The organism is Neobacillus novalis NBRC 102450 (assembly GCF_001591805.1).
In the GTDB taxonomy this organism is placed as follows: domain Bacteria; phylum Bacillota; class Bacilli; order Bacillales; family Cytobacillaceae; genus Neobacillus; species Neobacillus novalis.
The window spans coordinates 313,752-326,043 of the sequence record NZ_BCVP01000010.1 but is presented as its reverse complement, the minus strand read 5'-3'; the positions used below and the strand labels follow the sequence as shown (position 1 = coordinate 326,043).

The window sequence follows — 12,292 nt, the reverse complement described above, 5'->3', positions numbered from 1 at the left end:
GATGCTGCAATTAAAAAAAGTTGAATCTTTTTATGGGGGTATTCAGGCTTTAAAGTCTATCGATGTTGCCGTGGAAAAGGGAGAAATTGTCACGCTAATTGGCAGTAATGGCGCAGGGAAATCAACCACTTTAAAGTCGATTAGTGGCCTCGTGAAAGTAAAAACGGGGAATATTGTTTATAATGGACGAGAAATTTCAAACAAACCTGCTCATGAGGTGACGCTACTGGGCATTGCCCATGTTCCTGAAGGCAGAAGGATTTTCCCAAAGCTTACAGTTAAGGAAAACCTGCTGATTGGCGCATTTTCTGTGAAAAATAAACATGTGGTTCAAGAAAGAATCGAAAAGGTTTTTCAGTATTTTCCTAAACTAAAAAGCAGGCTCGACCAAAAGGGCGGAACGATGAGCGGCGGTGAGCAGCAAATGCTTGCGATCGGAAGAGCGCTAATGATGAAACCTGATTTATTAATGCTCGATGAGCCTTCAATGGGGCTCGCGCCCATCATTGTTGAACAAATTTTTGACATCATTAAGGAACTGAACCAAGAAGGAATAACCATCTTACTTGTTGAGCAAAATGCTTATCAAGCATTGCAAATTGCCGATAGGGGTTATGTCATTCAAACCGGAGAAATTCGCCTGCATGGATATGGCCATGATTTAATTAAGAATGAAGAAGTCCGCGAAGCCTACTTAGCATAATGAAATTTTAGCCATTTTTTCTTCCCGAAAATTTAACCGCACCCACACAAAGAGGATTCTTTTACATAAGATATTCAGAATCAACTAGGAGGTGGATTAAATGGATGGTGCAGCAGGCTTTGGCGGAGGATTTGCCTTAGTTGTAGTTTTATTCATTCTGCTTATAATCATCGGTGCAAGCTTTATCGGTGGTGGCTGTTTTTATTAGATGACAACATCGTTTATTTTAATTTAAGCCGAATAGGGATTGTATCTGGCAATCCCTGTTTTCTTTCACCTTAAGAAAATGCCTAATTTTCTGTCCTTCTCTTTTTATGGTATGCGAAAGTTGTCCAATGGTTATAGGCAAATTGACGAGGATCTAAAAAATTGAGCATTCAATCCAGAAAGCGGTATGGTCATACAAGATTTATTCGTATGTTTGTAAAATCCGAATCTTACCTGTTGAATGATACTTAAAATAGTTGAAGACCTCCAGCTGATAGCCCGTATCGCTAGGAATAGAAAAAGTGTGAACAAACTCACCTTCAGCATGGTCGCCATAGAAAATGATACTGTCAAAATATTGAATGGAAGTTCCTAGGTTACTCATTTTTACAATGGAATACTTAATGGGCCAGGAATGATTGTGTGTAATTTGCGAGCCGGTAATGGTAATCGATTTATTTTCGATTGCAAACTTTGAACTGAAGAAAAAAGGAGTATCAATCCCTAGGCCCCATTTTATATACCCCTGGTCTTTCCTTACTAGCTTTTTTAACCTCCAAAGCTGGAGCCTTTCGTTCATTCTTCGGAAATATTGGCTCGAGGAACCAAAAAAACCTTTTATCCCATTATTCTCTCTCCCTCTTTACATAATTGCCTTACTGTATTATTTGCAGAATGTCATGGAATGGTAACGGCATTACCCCAGCTTGTCAGCTTTTTTTGGACAAATTATCTATACAAGGTAATAACGATTAGAGAACAGCAAATTGTCTTTTAAAAAAAAGAATAAGTTTTCCACTCCTGCGCAAGCTAATAAAAAAATAAAGGAGTGTGAGGGTTTGAAGAAATTAATCATGTTACTCACTTTACTAATCCCAATTAGCTTTACTGCTTTTGGGCATGTTAACGCAAGTCATTTATTAGATGCCAAGGCAAATCGAATTACGGAAAAAGAAGCAGGAGAAATCGCTTTAAAAAAGGTAAAAGGTGAAATTATCCACGTAAAATTAGAAATGGACGATGGAAGAGAGCATTATGAAGTAAAAATTAAAAAAGCCGGGACTTTTTATGAAGTGGAAATTGACGCAAAGACTGGTCAGGTTTTAGAAGTTGAGAAAGAAGGTTCACATCGTGGTGACGATGACGGCCACGGTGACGATGACAGCCATGGTGATGATGACAGGCATGGTGATGATGACGGCCATGATGGGGATGACGACCATTTAGATGATTAACAGTATTGCCCTTAAAGTTGCATGTCAAATCTGACATGCAACTTTATAAATTGTATAGAAGGAGAAATTGGATGGTAAAAAAGTGTGCGTTTATCCTATTTTTTTTCATTAGCTATTTATCAGCCGTCTTACCTTCCTTTGCAGCGTTTGATAATAATGAAAATGAAGAACAGTCCAATATAGACACAACAAAGAAACTGCAAGAATGGAAGGACATAGATAAAGAAGGTGTTTTAGATCCGTTTAAAATGCACCAAGAACAAGAGAGTACTGATTCTACTGATTCGGATTTAGATTGCACAAAAAATATTCGCTATACGGTAGCGCAAAAAAAACGTCTTGATCAAATTTATCATCGGATTTACATGGATTATATTGACCTGATAGAAACCTATGCCTGGGCCGGGGCAATGACTCAGGATCAAAAACTGATTCGCTATAAAATGTTAAGAAACTACATTCTTACTTTCCAGAAAAGAAATTACAAATGGTGCAGTGAGTATGAAGAAGATGAATGGGAAGAAGAGTGGTTTAATAGTGATAATGATTAAAAATCATCCTTAACACATTTATTTTATACCATCTAAGCATTTCTTTGTTTTAAGAGAATATATTAGGATAAAAAGAAGTGATGAAAATGGTATATGTTGCTGTTGGCTTTGGAGGAGTGATTGGTGCAATTTCACGATTTCTTTTAGATTCCTTGATTTCTCATACAGTCCTTCCTCCTTCTTCAGGAATCCTCATTGTTAATCTTTTGGGGTGTTTTATCATTGGTTTTTTCTTAGCATTAAAACACACCCGTTTCTCTGCCATTTTCCGGATTGGATTTGTAACAGGATTTGTCGGTTCCTTCACTACCTTTTCCTCTTTTAGCCTGAAAGCATTAGAGTTATTTATGAAATGGGGAATCCGGACAAGCCTTCTTTACATAACTCTTACGATCATTGGCGGGTTTTGTTTTGTACATCTAGGACAATCCGTTGCCGCGAAAATAGAGGAAGGGTAACGATATGGTTAAAACACTTCTGGTTATCGGTGCAGGAGGATTTCTTGGGGCCATCTTTCGCTATTATCTTAGTAATATTTTTTCCAAATGGACGATTTTTTCGATTCCAACAGGTACATACATAATCAATGTTTCCGGTTCTCTGGCGATCGGATTCATTTACAGCGCAAATTATTTTTCAGATAATCAAATAAATTTCTTATCAATTGGTTTTCTCGGAGCGTTTACTACTTTCTCAACCTTTAATTATGAATTACTTCAATTATTAGAGGGGAAAAAGAATCTGCAATTTTTTGTTTACGCTGCTTTCATGTACGCCTCCAATTTACTGGCCTGTTTTTGGGGATATTGGTGGGGGAAATAAAAGGAAGGAAAGTCGGATGGCAAGAAAGGAAGGTTTCCTAGAAAGTCTAGGAAACCTTTTTAATTTATAAAAAAGTAACTGCATTTTATTTATTTTGCAGGAAACGCTTTCATGTTTGTCGAAATATAGGACCATAGAAGGGGAGGTTTTGATGATGAGTTTGCAGACGGTTCATTCGACAAATAGGATTGTTACTGATAAAAAATCTTGTATCCTTTGCAGTAAAGACTTTGAGTATGCTGCAATCGTTAGTGGAGCTGAAATAGAAGAACTGCGGTCAATACATGACGGGAAAGTAGTTACTGATCAAGTGGTTATTCTTAAAAAGAGTTTTGCCAATAATAATAAGCTACAAATTGTTGATGTTGAGATTACTGTTAGATGTCCTTATTGTCAATCTAACAATCGATTTACTAGTTATCTAACTTTAGGAATTCCTCTTAAGGAGTCGTAAACTGTTACAGGAGTACTTAAAAAAAGATTGCAAATTATACATTGCAATCTTTTTTTTGCTAATGCAAATTTCCGTCTACATATGAGTGGCCTGGTGTATGAATCCATTTGTATCCGGGTAAATGAGGAACGCTTCCGTCGTGAGGAAGTTGAATTACATGATGGCATCTACCAAAACAAAATCTTTCGTTTCAGGGTTCCCGACTAAACAAATATTGACAATCTGAATCGTATGGCAATATAAATCAACGAGGACATTCATCCCGACACCACACGCAATGGAAGTAGCAGGGATAAATTTATAATCACTTCCATAAGACATCTCTTTATCCATTGAAAAAAAACCCTTGTCATATTAATGTATGTCTATGATTAGTTTTTTCATAGTGTTTTCCATTTATACAATAAGGATCCTGCAGGGGGCTAAATGATGAAAGGGAAGTATAATTGGTTACGGATGTGGAGGATATTATCTTTTGCATTTTCTGTTTTTATTCGAGTATATTGGTATCGAATCTTTAAAAAATCACAGTCCGAACGGGAAAAGCTATGGGGGAATATCGGACAGGAATTTCGTCAGACTTTATTTGAGCTAGAGGGATTATTAATCAAGGTTGGACAATTTTTAAGTATTCGTGCCGATTTGCTTCCAACTAGTTTTATTAATCAAATTCAGGATTTAGTTGACCAAGTACCGGCCTCTCCTTGGGAAGAAATTAACCTCGTATTGGAAAGGGAATGGGGAGGACCAATTGAGGACATATTGGCTTCAATTGACTCAAAAGTAGTGGCTTCCGCATCGATTGGAGAAGTATACCGCGGCAAATTAAAGGACGGAACCAAAGTAGCGGTAAAGGTGCAGCGTCCAGAGATACGGTCAATTATCCGAACTGATTTTCGTTCATTGGCGATAATTATTTGGTTTGCAGATCACTTTGCCCCTGTTCCTAAAGGGTTTATCAATTTTAAACTGTTGTTCCAAGAGTTAAAAACGGTGATTGAAAGAGAAGTAGATTTTATCAAAGAAATGGAAACCATTATTCATTTCCGGCAGCGGTTCCAGGCCTTTCCCAAGCTTCATATCCCAAAGGTTTATCCTGAACTTTGTACATCAAAGGTGTTGGTATTGGAATGGGTTGATGCGGTTAGAATTACCGAGGTAGATTTTTTAGATCGCTTTTCGATTGACAAGGTGGAATTATCACAGCGGTTATTCCGGTTATTCATTCCCCAATGGTTAGAGGCAGGTATTTTTCATGCGGATCCACATGCAGGAAATGTCTTGATAAAGTCGGATGGTACCCTTGTCCTGCTTGATTTTGGGATGGTGGGTGAAATTTCTAAGAAGGATGCTATGAATTTTCAAGATTTAATCCAGGCAATATTTGCGAAGAATTATTCATTGGCAGTAAAAGTATTGATGGATTTGGGCTTTTTTCTTCCAGATGCAAATACAAAAACAATAGAACCGCTATTTAAGGAAGCCCTTTCCATTGATCTTAACCAGTTGAAAGAAATGGATCTTTTTCAAGTGAAAAGGGATCTTAACGAGATGATTAAATCGCTGCCAATCCAAGTGCCAACACGGTTTGTTTTTTTAGGACGCTCATTTGTTACCATTGAGGGGATGCTTCATACCATTAACCCAAATCAAGAATTTTTGGAGATTGCAAAACCTGCGTTTATCGATTGGTTAAAACAAGGTAATCAAAATAAATGGAAGCTACTATTGAAATGGATCCAAGCTCAACCCGTTTTTCAAATCTTCCATTCTATTACTGATTTACTAGAAACACCAAAACGACTCCTTGAGCAAAAGGAAAGGCAGCAGCAAAGGGAGTTTTATTTTTCAATTTTTGAAAATCAAAAAAAGCAGTCGTTTTTCTTGGGTGTACTAGGGGGAGTAGGCGGCTTATCCGGACTCTATATGAATAATACGCTAATTTCACAAATATCGGCAGTCATCGTTGGCATTTCAGTAATTTTCTATGTGGTATGCAGCGTGAGGCAAAAAAAATGGCTGAAGAATTATGAAAAGCACAATAGTAAACATTTTTGAGGGAAATTTTACCAAAATATTGAAAGTTAATCTTTTTTGTGCCCGAGAAGGCAGTTTTTTTTCCTTACACGGTCACAAATAATTTTTTTTGTACCCCTGAAAACCATTTACCCCTTATTTGGGCAAAAAATATACAGAAAAAAGGTGACACTATCAGTCACCTTTTACAAAAAATTAAGTTACTATCTAGGTTCCACCAAAGCGGCGAATTGATTGATGGTTGTCGAGTTGGATATCCGTACACGTCGCATTTGCAGGAATTCATCGGACTGGCCTTTTTCGATAAATTGTCCCGGCTTTGTTGTAGTTGCAAATTTGTAATACTTTTTCGTTTCCTCAACGACCTGGTCATTGAAATGACCGTATGGGTAAGCAATCGCAAAAACGGGCTTACCGGTGATTTGCTCGATTTTTTCCTTGGAAGCATTCAATTCTTGCTCGTAATTCGTGATTTCTGGGAGATCTGCATGTGACATCGTGTGAGATTGGATTGAGAAAATCCCCGAATTCATCATTTCTTTTATATCCTCCGTTGACAGCCGATAGGGACCGCTGTCAATCCAGCCTGCGATGACATATTCAGTTGCTGCAGGCTGAAACTGGTCATCTTTCAATTCCTGAAGAATTCGAAAGGCATTTAGGTTGTTTTTCATACCATCATCGAAAGTGACGAGTATCGGTTTATTTACCTTATTGACTTCATCCCAGCGTTCAAACGTGAGAAGAGTGTAACCCTTATCCTTTAAATAGCTCATTTGTGCTTCGAAATTTGCAGGAGTAACGAATAAATCCTTTAACCCCACACCATTATATTCATCTATCGCATGATACATCAGAATGGGCACATGCTGTTGAAATGTCAAACTTGATTTTGCAAGCAGTACTTGAGTCCCATCTTCATTTACCTCGTATGCCTCAACCTGATACTCACCCCGAGCTCCCGAAAATTCCTTGATATCAAATAAGAACGAAAAGTCATTTTCCTTTTGGGTAGATGTGAACATCTTTATACCTTCTTTACCATCAGCAATACGCCATATATGGTAATTGATTTCGGAAACATCGCTTTTTCTTTCTACTGTTGAAAGGACTGCCCTAGTTGAATCAAAAGTAATCGAGCTAATCGCAATCATTGCGTGGGGCTCAAATACGGGAATTTTTTTAATCATTGGCGATACCTTGCTCATTTTCATCGTCATTTTTGAATTTGCTGCAGGCATGTCTTCTTTATGGCTGTTTGCATTTGCTTCCTTCAAACTACAGCCGGATAATAGTAATGTAAAAATAAGAGCAAAATATAGTAGTTTCTGCATTTTATCCATCCTTGAATTATAGTAATCTCGGACAATATCATACCATTTGCCTATGCGGAAGAAAAGATAATTAATAGTGCCTGACACCATTTATTTATTAGTAATAGGTTGCATTTTTTCCTTAAAAGTATGAACTGTAATTTTTGTATCCTTGAGTAATAATTACCAAATGGAAAAACGGGACTTTCGGCTTATGTGGGCTGATTTTTTGTATTAATATTGAAATAATAGTGTAAATGGGAGACAGGAATTGAATAAGCTGTTATTATTTCTGAGGGAAGTAAAATCTTTTTCAATATTAGGGGTGGAAGTCAGATGTTTACGGACTCAACAAGAACTGAACAAGATTTTTTAGGGAGCAAGGAGATACCGGTCGAGGCCTATTATGGCATACAGACCTTGAGGGCAGTTGAAAATTTCCCGATAACAGGCTATCGCATTAATGATGAGTTAATCAGGGCACTGGCAATGGTTAAAAAAGCGGCTGCCATCGCAAATATGAATACGAAGCGGTTGTATAGCGGTCTGGGAAATGTTATGTGTCAAGCAGCCGATGAAATTATTGAAGGAAAGTGGCATGATCAATTCATTGTTGATCCCATCCAAGGCGGAGCAGGGACATCGATGAACATGAATGCAAATGAAGTGATTGCGAACCGTGGCCTTGAATTGCTCGGACATGAAAAAGGCACATATATGCATTTAAGTCCTAATAGCCATGTTAATATGTCGCAATCGACCAATGATGTGTTTCCTACAGCCATACATATTGCCACACTGAAGCTTCTTGAAAAATTGCTTAAGACGATGAATGACATGCATCAGGTTTTCAAAGGCAAGGCAAAGCAATTTGAAAACGTTATTAAAATGGGGCGCACCCATCTTCAAGATGCGGTTCCAATTCGACTTGGCCAAGAATTTGAGGCCTACAGCCGGGTGCTGGAACGGGATATTAAACGGATTCAACACTCACATGGCCATTTGTTCGAAGTTAATATGGGCGCCACAGCCGTCGGGACTGGATTAAATGCAGACCCTAAATATATCAAAGATGTCGTTGAACAACTTGCGGTAATAAGTGGATTACCATTGGTCAATGCTGAGCATCTCGTTGATGCTACTCAAAACACGGATGCATATACTGAAGTTTCTGCGGCATTAAAAGTTTGTATGATGAACATGTCGAAAATAGCTAACGACCTCCGGCTGATGGCTTCGGGTCCACGTGCAGGGCTAGCTGAGATTACTCTTCCGGCTCGCCAGCCTGGTTCATCTATTATGCCGGGTAAAGTGAACCCAGTCATGCCGGAACTTATTAATCAAATAGCCTTCCAAGTGATTGGAAACGATCATACTATCTGCCTGGCTTCTGAAGCAGGTCAGCTGGAATTAAACGTTATGGAGCCTGTTTTAGTCTTTAACTTGCTTCAATCGATTAGTATTATGAACAACGGATTCCGCTCATTTACTGACCATTGTCTCGCTGGTATTGAAGCAAATGAACTCCGGCTAAAAGAATATGTAGAAAAAAGCGTAGGCATCATCACGGCCGTAAATCCGCATTTAGGTTATGAAGTGGCGGCCCGGATAGCAAGAGAGGCAACTGTCACTGGAAAATCCGTGCGAGAATTATGCTTGAAGTATGATGTACTATCTGAAGAAGAGTTAGATCTTATTTTAAATATTTATGAAATGACCAAACCAGGAATAGCTGGTTCTGCTCTTTTGGATAGAGATTAATCAGAAAAAGGCAAAAAAACAATTTATAGGACATACCAATCCGAGGTATGTCCTATAAATCATGTTTAAGCTCTTTTAAATGTTCAATTCCCTCTTTAAATCTATCCTGCTTAATCACAAACGTCTGATAGACAAAAACAGACATTATTTGATACCCCCAAAAAATTAAACAAACATACCTATACTATGTACGTAATTAAACTATTTATTCAATATTTTGCATCGTTTAATTTCTAGTAAATTTATTAGGGAAAAAATAAAATAAAACAATAGTACTAATTTGAAATTTTTAGCAGGAAAATGGAAATAAAAATGGAATAGAATAGGTTATTCAATGAAACTAAAGTCCAAGCGAAGACGTCTAAAAGAATAAATGGAAAATACGGTTTACAATAAAAGGGGAATAGTTGGGGAAAATGGCAAAGTTTACTTGGGCAATTTCATTATTGGTGGTAAGTAGTTTATTAGGTTTAGCTGGCTGCTCTGAACAGACGACGATAGAAAACCAAGCAAAAGCATCAGAACTGCAACAAAAAAAGGAAGAAAAAAAGGAGGAAGCTAAGAAAATAGAAGAAAAGCCGGTTATCGTTAATATAATCGACCCAAATACGAAAGACATTATTAAAACTTTTACACCGAAGGATATTGGATTTGGCATCGATACTGAAAAGTATAAAACCGAAATCGGCAAATGGGCAAAGGAACTTGCTAGAGGGACAAAAGAAAGACCCGGATATGACAAGCGGATGATTCTTGATAAGCTCGATGTAAATGGTCAGGTTGTAAAAGGGACTCCCCAAACCATTCTTGATGAAGCCGAGTTAATCGAAAATGTACTTCAGACTTCTGAAAAGGGCGGAAATGTAGAAATTCCTCTCTATGTTACAGGAAGTGGCTATAACCTTGAGGAGGCAGCCAATTTGGGAGAGGTTGTTGTCGCATCCTTTACCACCTATTTTAATAATGGTGCAGCCGGAAGAACTAAAAATATTGCCTTATCAGCAGAGGCCATCAATAATGTGATTCTCGGTAACCAGGATTCTTTCTCGTTTAATACAACGGTAGGACCGAGTGATGCAGAACACGGATATCAACCAGCACCGGAAGCCGTTGAGGGAAAATTAGTAGATGGGATTGGAGGAGGAATTTGCCAGACCTCGTCTACCTTGTATAATGCGATTGATCAATTAGCTGTTGGTTATATTGAAAAACATAACCACTCGCTCCATGTTGGCTATGTTCCTACGGGAAGAGATGCGACGGTCTCCTATGGAGGTCCGGATTTTAGATTTAAAAACACAACGGGTGTACCGATTCTCTTAAAAGCGATTGTCAAAAAAGGATCACTTACTGTAGAGGTAAGAACATCAAAAGCATATCAGAGCGTTATTAAGAAGCGTGCTTGAATAGGATAGATTAAAAATGGACTAGTGTCATAGCTGACACTAGTCCTATTTATTTAATTATTGCATTTCCTCCCAATCCGTGTAGTGGCCGCTGCCTTGACAACTCGGGCATTCGAAGGAATTAAAGTAAGCAAATTCATTATAAGGGTACACGGTGTAGCCACGACCCTGACAATCAGGACATTTGCCTTGGTCTTTCATTGTGGAGACATGATTTTGGTACCTTGTTTCTTTCCATTGATTAAATGAGTTGAGTAGTCCCATTTTCTTCACCTCAACGTTTTTTTTCTTAGTATGATGATAAAATGGAATTATTATACTTGTCTGTTTCTATTTCATTTCGGAATATTAATGAAATAAACCATTCCACTTTTTCATTCAATTCCTATTTGATAATAATATATTTTATGAAAAAATCACTATGATTGTGAGGAGTATCAAGTATTTTTGCTAATGGATAATGTCTTAGAAAACCCCAAATACTAATATGAAAAGAGGTGATTTTGATGGGAAAATGGAATGGGCAAGCTGCGCCAAATAATAATTTAGCTCCGAAGACAATTAAGACAGGAAAACTTGTCAGTGATGAGGCAAAACATGAGTTTTCAGAGGAGTTATCTGACGGTGGTGAAAGGGATCAATACATTGAGCGTCAGAAGCGCAATCAAAAAATGAAATAGTATTTGATCAGCAGTGACGATGATTAAATCGTCACTATTTTTTTCAAAAGACTTTACAAATTATTCGTGACGGTGTAGAATTTCTATGTACCTAATATATCTAGGTAGGTGAGAAAATGTTTAATCGTGAATTGGTAAAAGGCAGTACATCACTAATCCTGCTGCAATTATTAAATGAGCGGGATATGTATGGTTATGAATTAGTCAAAGAATTAGAGAAGCGCAGTGACAATGGCTTAAGCGTGAAAGAGGGGACATTGTATCCTGCCCTGCACAAACTCGAAAAGCAAGAGTACATCGAATGTTATTGGCAGGAACAGGAGAAAGGTCCAGCGCGCAAATATTACCGGATTACCTTGGCAGGAAAAGAATTATTAGATGAAAAAACACGTGAATGGCGGGACTTTGTTCATGTAATGAACAAGGTGATAGGGAGAACGAAAAATGGACCGGCCGAAGAATAGGTTTCTTGAAGAACTGGCAAATGGGCTTGGGAGTCATCCGGATAAAGAGAGTATCCTTTTTGAGTATGAGTCGCATATCGATGAAATTATTATTGAATCCTTTGACTGTACGAATGAAGCGGAGATTACAGATAGAATTATTTCAAGACTGGGAAGCGCTGAGGAAATTACCGCTTTGTGGAAAGAAGAACTGACTGTTACCCCAAGCAACATGAAGTGGCTGTTTATTCTGCTTAATATCCTCTTTTTTGGCGGAGGCAGTTTATTAACACTGGCACATAATCTTTATCAATGGCAGTGGCTGTCGGCGATTTGGAACCAGTTAGCATCGATTCCTACCTTATTAGCCTTTTTGTATTTGTTCTTCTGGGCCTTGCTTGGATACGAAATCGGCAAAGGGTTCGGACACAGTGGGAGAAGGCTCTTAAGAAAGACATTTTTGCTTGCACTCATTCCAAATGTATTGTTAATGCTATTAGTCGTCTTTAAAATTATACCGCATTCATGGTTCGCTCCGTTATTAACCAAAACGTTTATCATTGCTTGTATCATTTTTACCGGTATCCTTTACCCAGTAAGCTGGATTGGCTACCGCTGGGGGCGGAAAGCTTCGATATAGGCAGTTTTTTTTGCAACTATACCTAGTAAAACTATATATA

General features: G+C 38.0%; 15 protein-coding genes and 1 pseudogene. 13 read left to right on the top strand and 3 right to left on the bottom strand.

The annotated features are described in order from the left end of the window. Position 1 precedes the first annotated feature (1 nt). On the top strand, positions 2-703 hold the full coding sequence (locus tag BANVL01_RS09490) for an ABC transporter ATP-binding protein (RefSeq protein WP_066085729.1): 702 nt from the start codon (positions 2-4) through the stop codon (positions 701-703). A 100-nt stretch (positions 704-803) separates the two neighbouring features. After that, positions 804-911, top strand: a complete 108-nt coding sequence (locus tag BANVL01_RS26685; RefSeq protein WP_082804931.1) for a YjcZ family sporulation protein — start codon at positions 804-806, stop codon at positions 909-911. Between the two features lie 201 nt (positions 912-1,112). Here BANVL01_RS26685 and BANVL01_RS09485 read toward each other — a convergent pair whose 3' ends face one another. After that, positions 1,113-1,490 carry a hypothetical protein gene (locus BANVL01_RS09485; RefSeq protein WP_066085734.1) on the bottom strand — a complete coding sequence of 126 codons (378 nt, stop codon included), beginning with the start codon at positions 1,488-1,490 and terminating at the stop codon, positions 1,113-1,115. A gap of 259 nt (positions 1,491-1,749) precedes the next feature. On the opposite strand from BANVL01_RS09485, the gene BANVL01_RS09480 reads away from it, so the two are divergent. From BANVL01_RS09480 to BANVL01_RS09460, 5 genes are all read left to right on the top strand, one after another. Further along, a complete protein-coding gene (locus tag BANVL01_RS09480; protein WP_066085737.1) occupies positions 1,750-2,145 on the top strand; it encodes a PepSY domain-containing protein in 396 nt (131 codons plus the stop codon). Positions 2,146-2,216: 71 nt separating this feature from the next. Continuing rightward, positions 2,217-2,696, top strand: coding sequence for a hypothetical protein (locus tag BANVL01_RS09475; RefSeq protein ID WP_066085741.1), 480 nt, complete (start codon positions 2,217-2,219; stop codon positions 2,694-2,696). Between the two features lie 80 nt (positions 2,697-2,776). Then, entirely contained in the window at positions 2,777-3,154 is a 378-nt protein-coding gene (locus tag BANVL01_RS09470; RefSeq protein ID WP_066147826.1) for a fluoride efflux transporter FluC, read from the top strand. A 4-nt stretch (positions 3,155-3,158) separates the two neighbouring features. Next, positions 3,159-3,518 (top strand): fluoride efflux transporter FluC, encoded by a 360-nt coding sequence (locus tag BANVL01_RS09465; protein ID WP_066085747.1) that lies wholly within the window; start codon positions 3,159-3,161, stop codon positions 3,516-3,518. 115 nt (positions 3,519-3,633) lie between these two features. Then, complete coding sequence (locus tag BANVL01_RS09460) at positions 3,634-3,972, top strand: hypothetical protein (protein WP_156487432.1); 339 nt, start codon at positions 3,634-3,636, stop codon at positions 3,970-3,972. A gap of 156 nt (positions 3,973-4,128) precedes the next feature. Here the strand turns inward: BANVL01_RS09460 and BANVL01_RS09455 are convergent. Further along, positions 4,129-4,305, bottom strand: a pseudogene (locus BANVL01_RS09455) (MBL fold metallo-hydrolase); the annotation flags it as partial. Positions 4,306-4,401: 96 nt separating this feature from the next. Between BANVL01_RS09455 and BANVL01_RS09450 the strand changes: the two are divergent. Next, entirely contained in the window at positions 4,402-6,030 is a 1,629-nt protein-coding gene (locus BANVL01_RS09450; RefSeq protein WP_066085759.1) for an ABC1 kinase family protein, read from the top strand. A gap of 182 nt (positions 6,031-6,212) precedes the next feature. Here BANVL01_RS09450 and BANVL01_RS09445 read toward each other — a convergent pair whose 3' ends face one another. Further along, entirely contained in the window at positions 6,213-7,343 is a 1,131-nt protein-coding gene (locus BANVL01_RS09445; RefSeq protein ID WP_066085763.1) for a polysaccharide deacetylase family protein, read from the bottom strand. A gap of 315 nt (positions 7,344-7,658) precedes the next feature. Between BANVL01_RS09445 and aspA the strand changes: the two genes are divergently transcribed. The 5 genes from aspA (at position 7,659) to BANVL01_RS09425 (ending at position 12,252) form a co-directional block, all read left to right on the top strand. Continuing rightward, positions 7,659-9,083, top strand: coding sequence for an aspartate ammonia-lyase (gene aspA, locus BANVL01_RS09440; RefSeq protein WP_066085766.1), 1,425 nt, complete (start codon positions 7,659-7,661; stop codon positions 9,081-9,083). A 416-nt stretch (positions 9,084-9,499) separates the two neighbouring features. Next, positions 9,500-10,489 (top strand): VanW family protein, encoded by a 990-nt coding sequence (locus BANVL01_RS09435; protein ID WP_066096367.1) that lies wholly within the window; start codon positions 9,500-9,502, stop codon positions 10,487-10,489. A 506-nt stretch (positions 10,490-10,995) separates the two neighbouring features. Further along, complete coding sequence (locus tag BANVL01_RS27710) at positions 10,996-11,169, top strand: hypothetical protein (RefSeq protein ID WP_169803151.1); 174 nt, start codon at positions 10,996-10,998, stop codon at positions 11,167-11,169. 116 nt (positions 11,170-11,285) lie between these two features. After that, on the top strand, positions 11,286-11,633 hold the full coding sequence (locus BANVL01_RS09430; RefSeq protein ID WP_066085769.1) for a PadR family transcriptional regulator: 348 nt from the start codon (positions 11,286-11,288) through the stop codon (positions 11,631-11,633). After that, complete coding sequence (locus tag BANVL01_RS09425) at positions 11,614-12,252, top strand: HAAS signaling domain-containing protein (RefSeq protein ID WP_066085774.1); 639 nt, start codon at positions 11,614-11,616, stop codon at positions 12,250-12,252. The genes BANVL01_RS09430 and BANVL01_RS09425 overlap by 20 nt, the downstream gene beginning before the upstream one ends. Positions 12,253-12,292 lie beyond the last annotated feature (40 nt).

Bases quoted from the DNA above. Each gene is read 5' to 3' on its own strand.
- BANVL01_RS09490 (WP_066085729.1), top strand. From the start codon at position 2: ATGCTGCAATTAAAAAAAGTTGAATCTTTTTATGGGGGTATTCAGGCT.
- BANVL01_RS26685 (WP_082804931.1), top strand. From the start codon at position 804: ATGGATGGTGCAGCAGGCTTTGGCGGAGGATTTGCCTTAGTTGTAGTT.
- BANVL01_RS09485 (WP_066085734.1), bottom strand. From the start codon at position 1,490: ATGAACGAAAGGCTCCAGCTTTGGAGGTTAAAAAAGCTAGTAAGGAAA.
- BANVL01_RS09475 (WP_066085741.1), top strand. From the start codon at position 2,217: ATGGTAAAAAAGTGTGCGTTTATCCTATTTTTTTTCATTAGCTATTTA.
- BANVL01_RS09470 (WP_066147826.1), top strand. From the start codon at position 2,777: ATGAAAATGGTATATGTTGCTGTTGGCTTTGGAGGAGTGATTGGTGCA.
- BANVL01_RS09465 (WP_066085747.1), top strand. From the start codon at position 3,159: ATGGTTAAAACACTTCTGGTTATCGGTGCAGGAGGATTTCTTGGGGCC.
- BANVL01_RS09450 (WP_066085759.1), top strand. From the start codon at position 4,402: ATGAAAGGGAAGTATAATTGGTTACGGATGTGGAGGATATTATCTTTT.
- BANVL01_RS09445 (WP_066085763.1), bottom strand. From the start codon at position 7,343: ATGCAGAAACTACTATATTTTGCTCTTATTTTTACATTACTATTATCC.
- aspA (WP_066085766.1), top strand. From the start codon at position 7,659: ATGTTTACGGACTCAACAAGAACTGAACAAGATTTTTTAGGGAGCAAG.
- BANVL01_RS09435 (WP_066096367.1), top strand. From the start codon at position 9,500: ATGGCAAAGTTTACTTGGGCAATTTCATTATTGGTGGTAAGTAGTTTA.
- BANVL01_RS27710 (WP_169803151.1), top strand. From the start codon at position 10,996: ATGGGAAAATGGAATGGGCAAGCTGCGCCAAATAATAATTTAGCTCCG.
- BANVL01_RS09430 (WP_066085769.1), top strand. From the start codon at position 11,286: ATGTTTAATCGTGAATTGGTAAAAGGCAGTACATCACTAATCCTGCTG.
- BANVL01_RS09425 (WP_066085774.1), top strand. From the start codon at position 11,614: ATGGACCGGCCGAAGAATAGGTTTCTTGAAGAACTGGCAAATGGGCTT.